We start from the raw sequence: 18890 nt of genomic DNA on the forward strand, positions 1-18890 counted from the left end.
CGCTCGCTTGCGGTTACCTGAACCGCTGATGTACCTTGTGCCCATGTCTATAATCGAACTGAGGCCGGTCATGGCGTTTTTCCCGCGAACGGAAGGAATGATCCGATGAGCGACAATGAGCATTTCTCCGTTTCCCGCCGCGAGGTGATGGCAGGGGGCGCGGCAACCGCCGCTGCCACCGCGATCCCGGTAGCCAGCGCGCGGGCAGCCGCTGAGCAGGCGGGTCAGGTTCCGACCATGCCGGTAGCGTTCGAAGTGAATGGGAAGAAGGTCGAACTGAACCTCGACACGCGCACCACGCTGCTCGACACGCTGCGTGAGCATCTGAAGCTGACCGGCACCAAAAAGGGGTGCGATCATGGCCAGTGCGGCGCCTGCACCGTGATGGTGAACGGAACGCGGGTGAATAGCTGCCTCAGCCTCGCCGTGATGCATCAGGGCGATACAGTGACCACGATCGAGGGATTGGGGACGCCCGACGATCTGCACCCGATGCAGGCGGCGTTTGTCAAACATGACGGCTATCAGTGCGGTTACTGCACGCCGGGACAGATTTGTTCGGCGGTGTCGGTGCTGGAGGAGATCCGGCAGGGCATTCCAAGCCACGTCACCGAAGACCTTACCGGCACCATGCAGCCGACGCGCGATGAGATGCGCGAGCGGATGAGCGGTAATATCTGCCGTTGCGGCGCCTATTCAAACATCTCGGACGCGATGTCCGAAGTCGCGGAGGGCTGAAACCATGCGAGCCTTTACCTATCAGCGCGCCGACAGCCCTGCCGCCGCCGCTCAGGCGGTCGCCGCGACGAAGGGCGCGAAGTTCATCGCCGGCGGCACCAATCTGCTCGATCTGGTGAAGCTGGAAATCGAGGTGCCGACGCATCTCGTCGATGTGCAGGACCTCGGCCTCGACACGATCGAGGAAACCGATGAGGGCGGTCTGCGTATCGGTACGCTGGTCAGCAATACCGCGCTGTCCGCGCATCCGCGGGTGCGGCGCGATTATGCCGTGCTCACCCGCGCTATTCAGGCCGGGGCGTCGGGTCAGCTGCGCAACAAGGCGACGACGGGCGGCAACCTGCTTCAGCGGACGCGGTGCAGCTATTTCTACGACACCAATCTGCCCTGCAACAAGCGCCAGCCGGGAAGCGGATGTGCGGCGATCAACGGTGTGTCGCGCCAGCTCGGTGTGATCGGCACGTCGGACAAATGCATCGCCACCTATCCCGGCGATATGGCGGTTGCGATGCGGCTGCTCGATGCAGTCGTCGAAACGGTGAAGTCGGACGGCATGACCCGCTCGATCCCGGTCGCCGATTTCCATCGGCTATGGGGCGATACGCCGCATATCGAAACGGTGCTCGAACCGGGCGAGCTGATTACCGCCGTCACGCTGCCGCGCCCGCCGGGCGGCAGGCATTTCTATCACAAGGTTCGCGACCGGCGTTCCTATGCTTTTGCGCTGGTTTCGGTCGCCGCGGTCATCCAGCCCGATGGAACGGGCAGGGTGGCGTTCGGCGGGGTTGCGCCCAAACCATGGCGCGTCGAGGCGGCGGAAGCGCTGCTGCCGCACGGTGCCAAAGCGGTGGTCGAGCGCGCCTTTGCCGATGCCCGGCCGACGAGGGACAATAGCTTCAAGATCCCGCTTGCCGAGCGTACGCTCGCGGGCGTCATCGCCGAAGCAAGGAGCTGACGCCATGGAATTCAACGCACCAGCAGGCGAGAATCTGTTCGACAAGGCGCGGATCGTGGGCAAATCCACGCCGCGCATCGACGGCCCGCTAAAAACGACCGGTACCGCGCCCTATGCCTATGAACGGCACGATGTCGCGCCCGATGCCGCATATGGCTGGATCGTCGGATCGGCGATCGCCAAAGGACGGATCACATCGATGGATGTCGAGGATGCCCGCAATGCACCCGGCGTAATCGCTGTGATCGCTGCGCCGGAGACGAAGCCGGTCGGCACCTCGCCCTATAATCATGCGCCGCTGTTCGGCGGGCGGGAAGTCGCGCATTATCATCAGGCGATTGCCTGTGTGGTGGCTGAGACGTTTGAACAGGCGCGCGCGGCGGCGCATCTGATCCGCACCCGCTATGACCGCGAAGCAGCGGAATATGATCTGGCCGAGCTCGCGCCGCAGGCACCCCTTGCCGATGGCGGAAAGGCGCTCCACAAGCGCGGCGATTTCGACGCCGCCTTCGATGCCGCGCCGGTAAAGATCGACGCCACCTATCATACGCCCGATGAAAGCCATGCGATGATGGAGCCGCATGCGACCATCGCGTCATGGAAGGGGGAGGAGCTGACGCTCTGGACCTCGAACCAGATGATCAACTGGGGCAAGGAGGCGCTGGGTCAGATCCTCGGCATCGCGCCCGAAAAGATCAGGCTCGATTCGCCCTATATCGGCGGTGGGTTCGGCGGAAAGCTGTTCATCCGCGCGGATGCGGTGCTTGCCGCGCTGGCATCGAAAGCGGCGCAGCGTCCGGTGAAGATCGCGCTGCAACGCCCGCTGATCTTCAACAATACGACGCATCGGCCCGCGACGATCCAGCGGGTGCGCCTTGGCGCGACGCGCGATGGGCGCATCACGGCGGTCGGGCATGAAAACTGGTCGGGCAATATCACCGGCACCGATGGCGAGGACGGCACGGCGCAGACGCCGAAACTCTATGCCGGGGCCAATCGGATGACCGCCAATTATACCGCCACGTTGCCTTTGCCCGAAGGCAATGCGATGCGCGCGCCGGGCGAGGCGGCGGGGCATCTGGCGTTTGAAGTGGCGATGGATGAGCTCGCCGAAGCGCTTGCGATGTGTCCGGTGGAATTGCGGATCAAAAACGATCCGGGCGCCGAGGTGCCGGGCGACCCGTCAAAGCGCTTTTCCGAACGGCACCTTACCCGCTGCCTGAAAGAGGGGGCGGAGCGGTTCGGCTGGTCGAAGCGCAAAGCGAAGCCCGGTCAGGTGCGCGAAGGGCGCTGGCTGATCGGCATGGGCGTTGCCGGCGGCTATCGCGGTGCGCCGATCCAGAAATCAGCGGCGGGGGTGCGGCTTTCGGGCGACGGGATGCTGATCGTAGAGACCGACATGACCGATATCGGCACCGGCAGCTACACGATCATCGCGCAGACCGCGGCGGAGACCATGGGCCTGCCGCTTGACCGGGTGCGCGTCGAGCTTGGCGATTCGCGCTATCCGGTGTCATCGGGATCGGGCGGCCAGTGGGGTGCGGCGAGCTCGACAGCGGGCGTCTATGCCGCCTGTCTCGTGCTGCGTCGCGCGATCGGCGAGAAGCTCGGCTTTGACGGCGACAGCGCCGATTTCACGGACGGTGCGATCCGCGCCAACGGCAAGAGCTTCGCGTTGAACGACGCAGGCGAAATGTCCGCCGATGGCGAGATGACCTATGGCGATTTCCAGTCCGATTATGATCTCGGCACCTATGCCGGCCATTTCTGCGAAGTGGCGGTCGATGCCTATACCGGCGAAACGCATATCCGCCGGATGCTGTCGGTGTGCGATGCGGGGCGGATTCTCAACCCCCTGTCAGCGCGCAGTCAGGTGATCGGCGCAATGGTGATGTCGGCGGGCGCCGCTCTCACCGAGGAGCTCGCGGTCGACAGAAGGTTCGGCTATTTCGTCAATCATGATCTGGCCGGATATGAAGTGCCGGTGCATGCGGATATCCCGCATCAGGATGTCGTGTTTCTCGACACGCTCGATTCCGTAATATCGCCGCTCAAGGCGAAGGGCGTCGGTGAGCTTGGGATTTGCGGCCCCGGTTCGGCGGTAGCCAATGCGGTGTACAATGCGACGGGCGTCAGGGTGCGCGAATATCCGATCACGCTCGACAAATATCTCGATCGCCTGCCCGCTATCGGGTGACGGCACGGGACCGGCGGAGGGTCTGTCTGATACCCTCCGCCGGTCTTTCCGTTCAGGCCCCGGTCTTCGCGGTCTGGCCGAACAGGATTTTCTTCTGTTCGTCGGTCATCTGGCTCTGCGCCTCGGGCCGGATTTCCTCGCCCTTCGCATAAGCGCGCCTGACGGCGGGCCGCTCGGCCATGGCTTCGAACCAGCGCTTCAGATCGGGGAAGTCGGCCAGAGCCTGACCCTGCGCTTCGTGCGGCACGATCCAGGGATAGATCGCCATATCGGCGATCGAATAGTCCCCGGCGACATAGTCCCGCCCGGCGAGGCGACGGTCGAGCACGCCATATAGTCGATTGGTTTCCTTCACATAGCGATCGATCGCATAGGGGATTTTTTCAGGTGCATATCGATTGAAATGATGGTTCTGGCCCGCCATCGGGCCGAGGCCGCCCATCTGCCACATCAGCCACTGGATCACGTCATAGCGCTCGCGCAGTGCTGTGGGCAGAAAGCGACCCGTTTTTTCAGCGAGATACATCAGGATCGCACCGGATTCGAAGATGGCGATCGGTTCAGTGCCGTCCGAGGGCGCGTGATCGACGATCGCGGGCATGCGATTGTTCGGCGCAATTTTAAGGAAGTCGGGCCTGAACTGGTCGCCCTCACCGATATTGACCGGCCGGATCGTATAGTCGGCTCCGGCCTCCTCCAGAAAGATCGTGATTTTATGGCCGTTCGGTGTCGGCCAGTAATGAAGATCGATCATTGGCGCCTGCTTTCTCTCAACATGAAGAAAAGCGATAGGTGGGGGCAGGGATGGGGGTTGGCAAGCGGCCGCCGGACGGCCGGGCGCGCGACCGGATCGGCAATTTGCATACTATATATTCTAATCGCCGCAAAGGCGGAACTTCGATGGGATGCCAGGACAGCGCGACGTGTGCGAAAAAGCCGGCCGGCGCAGGCAGTAGCTCGCCCCTGTTTATCGAGCGGACGGATTCATTTCGGATATGCGGTTTTGCGACCTACGCAATTCTACAATGCTGTAACTTTTGGAGCACAGCCCGGATTAAGTGGTGTTTTGCAACTTTAACTCTGCTTGACGAAACCGCCATTCAAGGTTCTATTCGAGTTTACGGTATGGGATCGATAGCGTCCCAGTCGGATGGAGAGGAAAATGACCAAGAGACACCTTCTCGTCGCTTGCGCGGTCCCTGCGATGATTTTCGCATATGCCGTACCGGCAAGCGCGCAGGACGTAAGCGCCGCGGATACGACCCAGGATCAGCCCGATACGCCGGCCGCGGGGACCTCGGCCGAGAATGAAATCGTCGTCACCGCACAGGGACGGTCGCAGGTTCTTGCCGATGTGCCGGTGGCGATTTCCGCCGTGACTGCGGAGAGCCTTGAAAAATCCGGTGCGACCGACATTCGTGAGCTGAACCAGCTGGCGCCCTCGCTTCTGGTTTCCTCCACCGGCAATGAAGCGAACGGATCGGCCCGTATTCGCGGTATCGGCACGGTGGGCGACAATCCGGGACTGGAAAGCTCGGTCGCGGTGTTCATCGACAATGTCTATCGTTCGCGCAGCGGCAATGCGCTCGGCGAGCTCGGGCCGATCGAGCGGGTGGAAATTCTGCGCGGGCCGCAGGGCACGCTCGGCGGCCGCAATTCCTCCGCCGGTCTGATCAGCATCTTCACCGCGCCGCCTGAATTCAAATTTTCGGGCTATGGCGCCTTTACCTATGGCAATTATAATCAGGTTCGCGCCGAGGCGGGGCTGAACGTCCCGATCAGCGAAACGCTTGCCGCCCGCGTCGACGGCGTCTATCTGAAGCGCGACGGTTTCTACCGCGATGTCGTGAACGATACGGATGTCAATGATCGCGACCGCTATCTGGTGCGCGGCCAGATGCTGTTCGAACCCAATGCCGATGTCACCCTGCGGCTGATCGGCGATTATTCGAAGAAGGATGAGGCGTGCTGCGGCGCGACCTTTGTTCAGCCGGACTTTGCGCCGCTGGCGACGATCAGTCCGGGCCTCGATCCCTATAATCGCCCCGTGCCCGGATCGCCCGCGCTCACCAGCACGCAGAACCCGATCGTTCCGGTTCTGCTTGCGCTGGGGCAGGACCCGCGCGCGCTCAACCAGAGCACCTTCAATCGCGACCTGTATATCACGCCGGGCCGCTCTTATGACGGCCGGACCGAGGATTACGGGCTTTCGCTTCAGGGCGATTTCCAGCTCGGCGATATCAAGCTGACCTCAATCACTGCGTATCGCGAATATTCCAACTATCAGGGGGCGGATACCGACTATACGCAGGTCGACATCATCTATCGCGCGCCGAACGAGGATGCCGGTGCGCGCGGATTCCATACCTTCACGCAGGAATTGCGGCTGCAGGGTTCGGCGTTCAACGACAAGCTCGACTGGCTGGTCGGTGGCTTCTACGCCAATGAAGACCTGACCGTTCGCGATAATCTGCGCTTCGGTACGCAATATGGCGCGTTCGCGCCGTGCCGCATCGTCAATGCGATCAATCCGGCGCTTGCCTCACCGCTCAGCACCGGGTGTCTGAGCGCGTTCGGGCGCGGGGCGTTGCGCGCAGCGAATGGCGGCGCGGGCGCCTTCGGTCCGGCCACAGGACTGATTTTCGCCGGTCTCGACAATCTTGCCCAGATCAACGATCGCGGCACCATTCGCGATGTCTTCAAGCAGAATAGCGAGAGCTTCGCGATCTTCACGCACAATATCGTACATCTGACCAGCAAGCTCGATCTGACGCTCGGGCTTCGTTATACGGATGAGACCAAGAAGCTCGACGCTGCGTTCCAGAACGATAATACGATGTGCGCGACCAATCGTCAGCTGATGTCACCGCTGCTGGCCAGCGCGCCGCTCGCCGGCCTTGCGGGCGGCATCATTGCGCTATCATGTCAGGGCAATAACTCGGCGGAACTGAACGGTGTCACTCTGAACGATCGCCGGCATGAGGATGAATTCACCGGTACCGCCATCCTGTCGTACAAGCCCATCGACGATCTGATGGTCTATGCCAGCTATTCGCGCGGCTATAAGGCGGGCGGGTTCAACCTCGACAAATCGGCGCTGACCGGCACTGCCGCCAATGGCGTCATCCTTGGCCCCCTCGTTGCCGGCAGCACCGCCAATCTGCAATTCGGCGCAGAGACGGTGAATGCGTATGAGGCAGGCCTGAAATATGCCACGCGCAATTTCTCCGCCGGTCTGACCCTGTATCGGCAGGAGTTCAAGAACTTCCAGCTCAATACTTTCAACGGCTCCGTTTTCGTGGTGCAGAACGTCAATAGCTGCTCGACCGATCTCGGCGGCGGCGATACCGATGCCAGCGAGACCACGGGTGGCTGCGATGCCGATAATGTTCAGGCGGGCGTGGTGGCGCAGGGTGTCGAATTCGAAACGTCGCTCAACCCGGTCCGCTACGTTAATATGACGATGGGCCTGACCTATGCTGATACCAGCTATAAGAATAATCTGATCGGCAGCGACAATGGCGCACCGCTTGATCCGGCGCTTCGGCTGCTCCCGGGTCAGCATGTCTCCAACGCGCCCGAATGGGTCGGGACGTCTTCGATTTCCTATACCCCGCCGATCGGCGACAGCGGTCTTTCGGGCCTGATCTATCTCAATGCCCGTATGGTCGATAACTACAACACCGGGTCCGACCTGCTTTATGGCAAGGAACAGGACAGCTATGTTCTGCTGAATGCTCGTATCGGTATTCGCGGCCCCGACCAGCGCTGGTCGATCGAGGGCTGGGCGCAGAACCTGACCAATACCCAATATACGCAGGTTGCGTTCAACACGCCGTTCGTCGCGTCGCAACAGACCTATTCGGCCTATCTCGCCGAACCGCGTACCTATGGTGTGACGTTGCGCGGTAAATTCTGAAAAAGCGCCGATCCCCTTGGCGAGTAAGAAGGGCGGGGTGCCGGTGGCGCCCCGCCTTTTTCCTGGTTTGAAGGACGATTTACGGCGCGCGGGCGCTGTCGGGATGCGTCAGGCGGAACGTTCAGGCGTCGAGCATCCGGTCGTCGAACATGCCGAACAGGATCGTCGATGCATACATGGCGATGGCGCGTTCGCGCGGCATGGTGGATGCCCATTTGTGCATGTCGAACGCGGCATTCTGTATCGCCATCAGCATCTGGCTGGCGACCAGCGGATCGACGGCGCGGATCGACCCTTCGGCGATGCCGTCGCTGATCGTCCCCGCATAGCGACGCGCAATCCGGTTCGATTCATCGAGCATCTCCAGCCGCACTTCACCCGGCAGGCCGTGCAGCGCAGTGGTGCGCAGCAGCGGCATGCGTTCGGAAAACTGCATGTCGAGCAGCGTTGCCATGGTGCTGGAAAGGCGATGCCAATAGCTTCCCTCGCCACTGTCGGCCTCTCGCTGGGCAGTCGTAATCGCCTCAAAACTGCGCCGATAGCATTGCAGGACCAGATCGTCCTTCGCGTCGAGATGGTGATAGAAGCTGCCCTTGGTCACCTTCAATTCGGATGCGATCCGCTGCACCGATGCGCCGCGATAGCCCAGTTCGTTGATCAGTCTGGTGGCAGCGAGAAGGAATGATTCGCGCCCCGGCTGCGGCTCCCAATGCGCGATCTGAAGCAGCTCGGGCTGCCATTGCGCATCGGCGGGCGCCAGACCGTTGCGGAAAATTTCCATGAACCGCGCCTCTACCCGGTCATATTGATCGGCGGCATATCGGCGCAGCCATGCGGGCGTCCAGAACAGATTTTCGAGCAGAACGTGCGCGCGCGCGCTCGCCAGATCCTTTTCGGCGCGGCTAGGATTTTCGCCCCATAAAGCCCGCGTCATGCGAAAGGTTTCGCGCCATTTTCCCATCAGGAACGCTTTTGCCTTCCCGTCGGTCGCGCGCAGATCGGACAGCAGCGCGAATTCGCTCTCCTCGCCCGCCTCGATCCTGGCAAGCCGCGCCATATTGAGCGAGACGACCTTTGCGACCCGCGCCTCGGGCGTCGACTCACCGCCTGCCTCGCTCAGCATGTTCTGCAGATAATCCAGCGTGTTTGAGAAGCACGCGGTCGCAAGGTCCTCCTTGCGCTGAAAATAATAAGTGACGCTGGTTGTATTGAGCCCGACCCGGCGAGCGACATCGGCGAACGTCATGCCCTTTGCCGATTGTTCGTTGATCACCGCCGCCGCGGCCGAAAGGATCGCTTCGCGTTTTGCCTGAAAACGGGCGGTGCCCTGATCTTTGTCGGCGAAGGCAGGAGTCATTAACGTGTCCGAAGAAAGGTGAATTCGAAAGCTAAGTTTTATCCAATGCGGGGGTGAACGCAAGCGATCACCAGTGAGTCGTAGGGATAATTTTGCGCTGTATCTGCTTTACCGAAAAACGGGTACGGTCTACAAATCATGCCGACGATAATGATTCCGCATGAGGGAGGATGGCTGATGGACTTCACGCTGAACGAGCGCGAAACCTGGTTTCGCGACCGCGTGAGAAGCTTTATCGACAGGAATATCCGGCCGCGCAACGCGCAATATCATGCGCAGGAGGCGGAAGGTGACCGCTGGAAGGTGATTCCGGTGATCGAGGAGGTGAAGCAAATTGCCCGCGCCGAAGGCCTCTGGAATTTCTTCATGCCGCCGCATTCGGGACAGCCGCCGGTCGATGACAGTTTCGAGTTCGAAGGCGAGCAGCTCACCAATCTCGAATATGCGTTATGCGCGGAGGAAATGGGCCGGATAAGCTGGGCCAGCGAATGCTTCAATTGTTCGGCGCCCGATACCGGCAATATGGAAGTGCTCAACCGCTATGGCACGCGCGCGCAGAAGGATCGCTGGCTAAAGCCGCTGATGCATGGCGAAATCCGGTCGGCGTTTCTGATGACTGAGCCTGCGGTCGCTTCCTCCGATGCCACCAATATCGAAACATCGATGGTCCGTGACGGCGACCATTATGTCATTAACGGCCGCAAATGGTGGTCGAGCGGGGTGGGCGATCCGCGCTGCAAGATCGCGATCGTGATGGGCAAGACCAGTCCGGATGCGCATCGGCATCAGCAGCAAAGTCAGATCCTGGTGCCGATGGACGCTCCCGGTGTGCGGATCGAACGGATGCTCAGCGTTTATGGCTATGACCATGCGCCGCACGGCCATGGCGAAGTGGTGCTCGACAATGTCCGGGTGCCCGCGGAGAATATCATTCTGGGCGAAGGGCGCGGCTTCGAGATCGCACAGGGGCGGCTCGGGCCGGGGCGGATCCACCATTGCATGCGCACCATCGGCATCGCCGAAAGCGCGATCGAGGCAATGGCGAAGCGACTCTTGTCGCGCGTCGCATTCGGCAAGCGGATCGCCGACCATTCGGTATGGGAGCAGCGGATCGCGCGCGCGCGGATCGATATCGAGATGACCCGACTGCTCTGCCTTAAGGCTGCCGATATGATGGACAAAGCGGGCAATAAGGCAGCGCGCGACGAGATCGCGATGATCAAGGTGCAGGCACCGACCATGGCGCTCAACATCCTCGACGATGCGATACAGGCGCATGGCGGCGGCGGTGTGTCGGGGGATTTCGAACTGGCAAGCGCCTGGGCCAATGTCCGCACGCTTCGCTTTGCCGACGGTCCGGACGAAGTGCACAACCGCGCCATCGCCCGCGCCGAATTCGGCAAATATCCGGACGCCAAGGCGGAGGTGCCGGGGCGGGGCTGATCGCGGCTGCGCTCCGTTCGGGTTGAGATTGAAAGAGGATACATGGTGAAGGCAGCAATTCTGCACGAGGCGAACCAGCCGCTGGTGATCGGGGAGGTCGCGCTTTCCCAGCCCGGCCCGCGCGAGGTGCTGATCCGCACAAAAGCGTGCGGCGTGTGCCGGTCGGACCTGCATTTCATCGATGGCGCGTTTCCCCATCCGGTTCCCACCATTCCGGGCCATGAGGCGGCGGGCGTGGTCGAGGCAGTGGGGGAGGGCGTGCTGAGCGTGAAGCCCGGCGATCATGTCATCACCTTCTTCACCGTGTTTTGCGGTTCGTGCGAAATGTGCGTCACCGGGCGGCCGTCGCTATGCGTCAACCCGGCGACGCGGCGGGCGAAAGGTGCGCCGCCGCGCATTGCGTCAGACGATGGAACGCCGATCGCACAGTTCCTGAACCTGTCGGCCTTTGCCGAGAAGATGCTGGTGCATGAAAATGCCTGTGTCGCGATATCGAAGGAGATGCCGATGGACCGGGCGGCGCTGCTGGGCTGCGCGGTCATCACCGGTGCGGGATCGGTGTTCAACGACAGCAAGATGAAACCGGGCGAAAGCATCGCAGTGATCGGGGCAGGCGGTATCGGTCTTGCCGCGATCAACGCCGCCAGAATTGCCGGGGCGGGGCAGATTATCGCGATCGATCCGGTGCCCGAGAAGCGCAGTCTCGCCACCAAAATGGGGGCGACGAATGTGTTCGACGCAGGTGCCGACGATCTGGTCAAGCAGGTGCTGGCGCAAAGCGATGGCGGCGTCCATTATGCGATCGAGGCGGTGGGTCGCACCGAAACCGCGGAGCTTGCCTGGAACATCCTGCGCCGCGGCGGCACTGCGACCGTGCTTGGCATGATCGCGCCCGGAAAGCGGGTCAGCATTCCCGGCCACACCTTCCTCACCGGCAAGAAATTGCAGGGGTCGCTGCTGGGCTCGACCCAATTTCCGATCGACATGCCGCGACTGGTCGACATGTATCTCGACGGACGGCTCGATCTCGACACCATGGTGGCGGAGCGGATTGCGCTGGAGGATATCAACGACGCGCTCGAAAAGCTGCGCAAGGGGGACACGGTGCGATCCGTGATCGAATTTGGATGAGCGATAGTGAAAACAATTGCTGCGATCTGAATATGGCCCGTCTGACCGACTGGATGGCGGATCATGTCGACGGATTTCAGGGGCCGCTTGGATGTCGGAAATTTCCCGGCGGGCAGAGCAACCCGACCTATCGGCTGACATCACCGAGCGGCACCTATGTGCTTCGTCGCAAGCCGTTCGGCGATATCCTTCCTTCCGCGCATGCGGTCGAACGTGAATATCGCGTCATCGCGGCGCTGCACCCCAGCGGCTTTCCGGTCGCGCGGCCCTATGGCCTGTGCGAAGACAGCGATGTGATCGGCGCGCCTTTCTACATCATGGAAATGGTCGAGGGCGAGACGATCTGGGACGGTGCGATCCCGGCGGTCGAGCCGCTCAGCCGGACTAGGCATTATGAGGCTATAGTCGATACGCTCGCGATGCTTCACTCGATTGAGTATGAAGGCATCGGGCTTGGCGATTACGGTAAGCCCGGCAATTATTTCGAGCGTCAGGTCGCGCGCTGGACCAAACAATATCGGCTGAGCCAGACCGACGACATAGCCGACGTCGAGCGGCTGATCGAATTCCTGCCCGCCACCGTCCCGCCGCAGACACGCACCTCGATCGTGCATGGCGATTATCGCATCGATAATATGATCTTCGAAACGGGCAAGCCGCGCATTATGGCGGTGCTCGACTGGGAATTGTCGACACTGGGCGATCCGCTCGCCGATTTCGCCTATCTGGCGATGAACTGGGTGACACCGCCGGACGACGCCCGTTCGGGCGTGGCGGGGCTTGCCGGGTCGGAAACCGGTATTCCGACGCTGGAGGCAATCACTGCGCGCTATTGCGAAAAGACGAACAGGGACGGCGTGCCCGATCTCGACTGGTATTTTTCGTACAATCTCTTCCGGCTGATGGCGATCGTGCAGGGGATCAAGAAGCGCTGGATCGACGGCAATGCGTCCAATGCACATGCCGAGGCGATGGCAGCGCGTGTGCCGGGGCTGGCGCGCGCATCGTGGGACTTCGCGAAACGCGCCGGTGCGGAATAGCAACATACATCATGCCTGTACCGGTGCAACGACCGGGCAGCTATCGGGAGAGAGAGATGCGCTTGTTCGATCTGGCCGGTAAGGTCGCCATCATCACCGGCTCGTCGCGCGGCATCGGCCGGGCAGCGGCAGAGCAGCTTGCTGCGCATGGCGCGAAGGTGGTGATTTCGAGCCGTAATCAGGAATCCTGCGAAGAGGTTGCCGAGGCAATCAATGCCGAGCACGGCGAAGGCAGCGCCATCGCCGTTGCTGCCAATATTTCGGACAAGGCAGCACTCCGGAATCTGGTCGATCAGGCGCGCGCCCAGTTCGGCCGGATCGATATTCTGGTCTGCAATGCTGCGAGCAATCCGTATTACGGACCGATGGCGGGGATTTCCGACGATCAGTTTCGCAAAATCCTCGACAACAACATCCTTTCCAACCACTGGCTGGTCCAAATGGTGGTTCCCGAAATGCGCGAGCGAAAGGATGGCGCAATCGTCATCATTTCCTCGATCGGCGGGCTGAAGGGATCGCCGGTCATTGGCGGCTATAACATCTCGAAAGCGGCCGATTTCCAGCTCGCGCGCAACTATGCGGTGGAATATGGCGCGGACAATATCCGGGTGAACTGCATCGCGCCCGGCGTGATCCGCACCGACTTCGCCCGCGCCTTGTGGGAAGACCCCGAAAAGGAAAAAGCGCTTTCGCGGACCGCACCGCTGCGCCGCATCGGCGAGCCGGACGATATTGCCGGGGCGGTGGTGTTTCTCGCGTCCCCGGCGGGCGCGTTCATGACCGGGCAGGCGATGGTCATCGACGGCGGCATGTTGAGCTGAGCGGAGGGCGATATGGGAAGCTTTACGGGAAAATCGGTTATCGTCACCGGCGCGGGATCGGGCATCGGCCGCGCAACGGCGATGGCGTTTGCTGCGGAGGGCGCACAGGTGGTGGCCGGCGACCGAAGCGAGGCGGTGCATGCGACGGTCGAGCTGATCCGCAGCGCCGGGGGCAGCGCATATGGCATTCAGGGCGATGCAGGCGAAGAGGCCGATGTCATCGCGCTCGTCGATACGGCATGCGACCGCCATGGCGGGCTCGATATATTTCACGCCAATGCCGGGATTTCAGGCGGTCTGACGGGGCTTTTCGACTGCACGGTCGATCTGTGGCAGGATATTTTGCGGATCAATCTGATCGGACCTTTTCTGGCCATCAAATATGGCGCACTGAAAATGGTCGAGCGGGGCAAGGGGGCGATCGTCTGTACGGCGAGCGTCGCCGGATTGCGATCGGGCGCGGGCGGTGTGCCTTATTCGGCATCCAAGGCGGGGGTGATCAATCTGGTGCAGACCAGCGCGCAGCAATTGTCGGGCAGCAATGTCCGGGTGAATGCGGTCTGTCCGGGGCTGATCGAAACCGGCATGACCAAATTCGCGTATGAGCATGCGCGTGCGGCAGGAAAGACGGACCGGATCGGGCGGCTGAACCCGATGCGGCGCGGCGGTGAGCCCGAAGAGATTGCACGAACCGTCCTGTTCCTCGCGTCGGACGATGCCAGCTATATCAACGGACAGGCTATTGCGGTGGATGGCGGCCTGTCTTCGAGTCATCCGGTCACGCGGCAGGAGTTCGGTAAGACCGCCGCCTGATCGCGATGGCCTCTAAACTGTCTTGACGCTGTCACACCGCAGGAGGAAGCTGCGATCATGATGATCGTGATGCCTCACGCTGCTCCGTCCGGAGTCCCGCTCCCGCCGCGTTCTGCGGAGCAGAGGCTCATCACCTATACCAGCGGCGAGGTTCGCTGTGAGGGCAGCGCGGTAGTTCCGGTCTGGCGCGAACCGGTGGTGCCCAACGCTGGCTATATCGGATCGTCGCGCGATCCCGATATGGCGCCGCTTGCGATCGCCTTCCGGATCGATGCGCAGGGCAGACCGCTGGCGATCCATCCGCAAAATGCGACTGCGGCGGCGCGGCAGCCGAACGACGTGACCGCAGCGCTCGCCGTCTGGCGGTTCCCGGCCGGTCATTCGCTGCGTGGCTGCACCGTCACCTTCGTTCCGCAGGCCTATCGACCCGATGCGGCGCCGCAGATCGAGGCGATGCGCTATGCTGCGCTTCCCAATATGACGGGCGGGCGCGGCATCAATGTCTGGCGTTCCTTTGCACTGCCCGATTCCAATTGCGACGACGTTCGGCCGACGCGGCTGACCACGGTATATCCTGACTTTGCCCGGATCGATCAGGTGCCGGGACGGCTGTCGGTCAGTTTTTATCGCTTCGACGTCGATCGGCGCGGTGTGCCTGAGCAGGTGAGCCTGATGGATTCGACCGGCAATGAGGAACTGAACCGCGCCGGAGCGAAGGCGCTGAAGCAATGGCGGTTCACGAAAGCACAGGCCTATCGCGGCTGTCGTTATTTTTTCTGGCGCGGTCGCACGCCGCAGCTGGCCGCGCCGGACTTACCAGAAACGCTGATCGCTTCGGCAGCGACCTGTCCGAAAATGGGGGACTGGACCTATCTTCCCGCGCTCGCCGACTATTTTCCCCCTGCCTTTAACCGTCGCGGCATCGAAGGCTGGGCGGTTGTCCGGTTCGACGCTGCGCCCTGGGGGCAGACGGGCAATGTCGAGGTGGTGGCGAGCGAACCGGCAAGCGCTTTTGGCGAGGCAGCGAAACGCCTCGTTGCTCAGGCGCGTTTGCCGCAAAGCGACGCGCTTCGGGTGGGATGCGTCGAGCGCGTGCGCTTCAAAATGCCGGACCGGGAGGCTGGCGGGCCGGACTGACCGGGCCAGGCATATTCACTCGCGCAGGCGGATCAGCCCTTCCTGAGCAACGCTTGCGACGAGCTTTCCTTCTCGCGTGAAAATCTGCCCCCGATTGAACCCGCGCGAATGGCCGGTCCATGGGCTGTCACAGGCATAGAGCAGCCATTCGTCGGCGCGGAAATCCTCATGCAACCACAAGGCATGGTCGAGGCTGGCGCTTTGCAGCTTGTGCGTCGTCCAGTGCAGGCCATGGGCGAGCAGTGAGGTGCCGAGCAGCGTCATGTCGGATGCATAAGCAAGGATCGCGCGATGCATCGCCGGATCGTCGCCGGTGGGACCGACAAGCCGGAACCAGCAATGCTGTTGTGGCTCGCGCTTGTCATCGCCGCCGATCCATCGACGCGGTTCGACCGGGCGAATGTCGATCGGTCGATCGCGCAGCATGACTTTCCGGAACTTCTCCGGAATCCTGTCGGCATATTGGCGGCGCAGATCCGCTTCGGAGGCTAATGTTTCGGGTGGGGGTACATCGGGCATCGCATCCTGATGATGCCGCCCCTGTTCGGGCCGCTGGAACGATGCCGTCATGTTCAGAATGGGCTTGCCCTTCTGCATGGCGATGACCCGGCGATTGGCGAAGCTGCCGCCGTCAAAATCGCGAACCACGCGATAGACGATCGGAAAATTCTCATCGCCCGCGCGCATGAAATAAGCGTGGAGCGAATGCGCAGCCTTGTCGCTTTCGATCGATCGCTGCGCCGCCTGCAACGCCTGCGCCACCACCTGACCGCCGAACACCCGGCCTTCGCCGCCCGGCTGCTGCCCGCCGCGATACAGATCGGTATCGATCGTTTCGATATCGAGGAGCCGGGTAAGCTCCTCGACAAGGTCGGCGGGGGAACGGCGTTCAGGAACCTCAGTCGTTGTCATCAATATCCCGTCATTTCGGCAAGCAGATTGGCATGATAATTGGCATCGCCGAACATCTCTGCAAGCACCCGTGCGCGTTTCATGTAGAAACCGATATCATATTCGTCGGTCATGCCGATGCCCCCATGCATCTGAATGCCCTCCTGCACCGATAAAGTGGTGGCAAGGCCGGTCATCGCCTTCGCCACCGAGACCGCGCGCGACGCTTCGGCCGCGCCGCTGTCGAGCAATTGCTGCGCCTTCAGCACGGCAGCGTGGGCAACCTCCATTTCGGAATAGAGGTGCGCGGCGCGATGCTGCAACGCCTGAAAGCTGCCGATGCGGCTGCCGAACTGTTTGCGTTCTTTCAGATAATCGACGGTCAGCGTCATCGCGCCGGCGCCCACGCCCAGCATTTCCGCCGACGCTCCGGCGCGGCCAGCAGCAAGCAGCGTGTCGAGCACTTTATCGCCCTGATCGACCTCACCGATCACTGCATCGGCATCGACCTCTACGCCGTCGAAACGCAGCCGTGCAGCGATACTTGAATCGGCGAGCCGCTCGGCCTCGGCGGTCATGCCGCTTGCATCCTTCGGCACTGCGAACAAAGTGATGCCTTCGCGATCGTTCGCCGACCCGCCGGTCCGCGCGGCGACGAGGATGAGATCGGCGATATGGCCATGCGTCACAAATTGTTTGGCGCCGTTGAGGCGAAAGCCGTTGCCCGATCGCTCTGCCTGCATCGCGATGCCGGCGGTGTGCTTCGCTTTTTCGTCAATCGCGAGCGCGGCGACGGTTTCGCCCGACAAAATACCGGGAAACCAGCGTTCGCGCTGCGCCGATCCGTTCAGCGCGGCAACCGCTGCGACGGCGGTGGTCAGGAAGGGCGAGGGGGTTAGGTTGCGCCCGATCTCCTCAAGCACCACCCCCGCCTCGACATGGCCGAGGCCAAGGCCGCCATCCTCCTCAGCGATCAGGATTCCGGTGAAGCCCATTTCGGCGAATTGCTTCCACAGGTCGCGCGAAAATCCGTCGCTATTTTTGCTGTCGCGAAGCCCGCGCAAATGGCTGACGGGCGCGCTTTCGCCGATAAAGTCCTTGGCGGTATCGGCAAGCATGGTCTGTTCTTCGTTGAGATAAAGCGGCATCTGATCTCTCCTTGGCCCCGGGAGCCGCGGTCGGCCTTGCGGGGAAGATAAGGCTGCGTCCCCGGCCTTTGCCGGGGCGGCGATATTCGGGTTCAGCTCGACGGCAGTTCGAGGATGCGCTTGGCAATGATGTTGAGCTGAATCTCGCTCGTCCCGCCCTCGATCGAATTGGCCTTGGTACGCAGCCAGGTTCGCGCCTTCGAGCCTTTGTCCGAACGCTCGCTCTCCCATTCCAGCGCGTCCGATCCGCCCGACGCCATGATCAGTTCGTGGCGCGTCTTGTTCAGCTCAGTGCCGTAATATTTCATCATCGAGGGCTGGGCGGGATGCGCGCGGCCCCCCTTGAGTTCGTCGATAAAGCGTTCGGACATCGCCGAAAACGCCTGAGACCGCACCTCGTACAGCGCGATTTGCGCGCGCAGCACCGGATCGGCGAGGCGGCCCTGATCGTCGAGGCCGATCGTCGCGATCGCCCCGTCGATCAGCGGATTGCCGCCGGTGGTGCCGAGGCCCATGCCTGAGATCATCTCCCGCTCATGCCCCAGCAGATATTTGGCGACGTCCCAGCCCTTGTTGAGTTCGCCGACCAGATTTTCCTTCGGCACCTTCACATTGTCGAAAAAGGTTTCGCAAAAGGGCGAATAGCCGGAGATGAGCAGGATCGGCTTTGTCGAAACGCCCTCGCTTTCCATGTCGAACAGCACGAAGCTGATCCCGCCCTGCTTGGTGCTTTTGTCGGTGCGGACGAGGCAGAAAATCCAGTCTGCCTTGTCGGCATAGCTGGTCCAGACCTTTTGCCCGTTTACCAGAAAATGATCGCCCTTGTCCTCGGCCGAGGTGGCGAGTCCGGCAAGGTCCGACCCGGCATTGGGTTCGCTATAGCCCTGACACCAGCGGATTTCGCCGCGTGCGATTTTGGGGAGATGCTCGCGCTTCTGCGCCTCATTGCCATATTTGAGCAGGGCAGGACCGAGCATCGAAATGCCGAAGCTGCTCAATGGGATGCGCGCATTGATCCGGCGCATTTCCTCTTTCAGGATTTTCGTATGCGCCGCCGAAAGTCCGCCGCCGCCATATTCGACCGGCCAGTCGGGAACCGTCCAGCCGCGTTCGGCCATGCGGTCCATATAGAGCTTCTGCTCCGGATTATTCGCATAATCGGCGCGGCGGCCGCCCCAGTTGATATCCTTGTCGCCGCGCACCGGTTCGCGCATCGATTGCGGGACATTCGCTTTCAGCCATTCGCGCGTTTCAAGGCGAAAGCTTTCCAGATCATCGGTCATCGCGGCATCCTCATCTT

The 18890-nt window shown here is 61.8% G+C and carries 15 protein-coding genes; 10 read left to right on the top strand and 5 right to left on the bottom strand.

Going from position 1 to position 18890, the window contains the following annotated elements:
* Positions 1–105 precede the first annotated feature (105 nt).
* Genes paoA through paoC form a run of 3 tightly spaced genes read left to right on the top strand, consistent with a single transcriptional unit; the run spans position 106 to position 3890 of the window.
* Complete coding sequence (paoA, locus tag EV664_RS00715; protein WP_133493782.1) at positions 106–738, top strand: aldehyde dehydrogenase iron-sulfur subunit PaoA; 633 nt, start codon at positions 106–108, stop codon at positions 736–738.
* A gap of 4 nt (positions 739–742) precedes the next feature.
* A complete protein-coding gene (locus EV664_RS00720) occupies positions 743–1693 on the top strand; it encodes an FAD binding domain-containing protein (protein WP_133493783.1) in 951 nt (316 codons plus the stop codon).
* Between the two features lie 4 nt (positions 1694–1697).
* Entirely contained in the window at positions 1698–3890 is a 2193-nt protein-coding gene (paoC, locus tag EV664_RS00725) for an aldehyde oxidoreductase molybdenum-binding subunit PaoC (RefSeq protein ID WP_133493784.1), read from the top strand.
* Positions 3891–3942: 52 nt separating this feature from the next.
* On the opposite strand, the gene EV664_RS00730 is transcribed toward paoC, so the two are convergent.
* Complete coding sequence (locus tag EV664_RS00730; RefSeq protein WP_133493785.1) at positions 3943–4644, bottom strand: glutathione binding-like protein; 702 nt, start codon at positions 4642–4644, stop codon at positions 3943–3945.
* A 408-nt stretch (positions 4645–5052) separates the two neighbouring features.
* Here EV664_RS00730 and EV664_RS00735 point away from each other — a divergent pair, with 408 nt between their 5' ends.
* Positions 5053–7809, top strand: a complete 2757-nt coding sequence (locus tag EV664_RS00735) for a TonB-dependent receptor (protein ID WP_133493786.1) — start codon at positions 5053–5055, stop codon at positions 7807–7809.
* Between the two features lie 121 nt (positions 7810–7930).
* Here EV664_RS00735 and EV664_RS00740 read toward each other — a convergent pair whose 3' ends face one another.
* Positions 7931–9166, bottom strand: a complete 1236-nt coding sequence (locus EV664_RS00740) for a TetR/AcrR family transcriptional regulator (RefSeq protein WP_133493787.1) — start codon at positions 9164–9166, stop codon at positions 7931–7933.
* A 177-nt stretch (positions 9167–9343) separates the two neighbouring features.
* Here EV664_RS00740 and EV664_RS00745 point away from each other — a divergent pair, with 177 nt between their 5' ends.
* From EV664_RS00745 to EV664_RS00770, 6 genes are read left to right on the top strand one after another with little or no spacing between them, the layout of a single operon-like run.
* Entirely contained in the window at positions 9344–10609 is a 1266-nt protein-coding gene (locus EV664_RS00745; RefSeq protein WP_133494191.1) for an acyl-CoA dehydrogenase family protein, read from the top strand.
* Between the two features lie 45 nt (positions 10610–10654).
* The gene (locus EV664_RS00750) at positions 10655–11740 is read left to right on the top strand and encodes a Zn-dependent alcohol dehydrogenase (protein ID WP_133494192.1); all 1086 of its coding nucleotides are present in this window, start codon (positions 10655–10657) and stop codon (positions 11738–11740) included.
* Positions 11737–12780: a phosphotransferase family protein gene (locus EV664_RS00755; RefSeq protein WP_133493788.1), complete on the top strand. Its 1044-nt coding sequence runs from the start codon at positions 11737–11739 to the stop codon at positions 12778–12780. Before EV664_RS00750 ends, EV664_RS00755 begins: the two co-directional genes overlap by 4 nt.
* 56 nt (positions 12781–12836) lie before the next feature.
* Positions 12837–13601, top strand: a complete 765-nt coding sequence (locus tag EV664_RS00760) for an SDR family oxidoreductase (protein WP_133493789.1) — start codon at positions 12837–12839, stop codon at positions 13599–13601.
* Positions 13602–13613: 12 nt separating this feature from the next.
* Positions 13614–14414 (top strand): SDR family NAD(P)-dependent oxidoreductase, encoded by an 801-nt coding sequence (locus EV664_RS00765; protein WP_133493790.1) that lies wholly within the window; start codon positions 13614–13616, stop codon positions 14412–14414.
* Between the two features lie 57 nt (positions 14415–14471).
* The gene (locus EV664_RS00770; RefSeq protein ID WP_133493791.1) at positions 14472–15551 is read left to right on the top strand and encodes a TonB family protein; all 1080 of its coding nucleotides are present in this window, start codon (positions 14472–14474) and stop codon (positions 15549–15551) included.
* A 15-nt stretch (positions 15552–15566) separates the two neighbouring features.
* Here EV664_RS00770 and EV664_RS00775 read toward each other — a convergent pair whose 3' ends face one another.
* From EV664_RS00775 to EV664_RS00785, 3 genes are all read right to left on the bottom strand, one after another.
* Positions 15567–16463 (bottom strand): acyl-CoA thioesterase, encoded by an 897-nt coding sequence (locus tag EV664_RS00775; protein ID WP_133493792.1) that lies wholly within the window; start codon positions 16461–16463, stop codon positions 15567–15569.
* A complete protein-coding gene (locus tag EV664_RS00780; protein WP_133493793.1) occupies positions 16463–17590 on the bottom strand; it encodes an acyl-CoA dehydrogenase family protein in 1128 nt (375 codons plus the stop codon). The genes EV664_RS00775 and EV664_RS00780 overlap by 1 nt, the downstream gene beginning before the upstream one ends.
* Positions 17591–17682: 92 nt before the next feature.
* Positions 17683–18873, bottom strand: coding sequence for an acyl-CoA dehydrogenase family protein (locus tag EV664_RS00785; RefSeq protein ID WP_133493794.1), 1191 nt, complete (start codon positions 18871–18873; stop codon positions 17683–17685).
* Positions 18874–18890: the final 17 nt, after the last annotated feature.

The organism is Stakelama pacifica (assembly GCF_004361835.1).
GTDB lineage: Bacteria > Pseudomonadota > Alphaproteobacteria > Sphingomonadales > Sphingomonadaceae > Sphingomonas > Sphingomonas pacifica.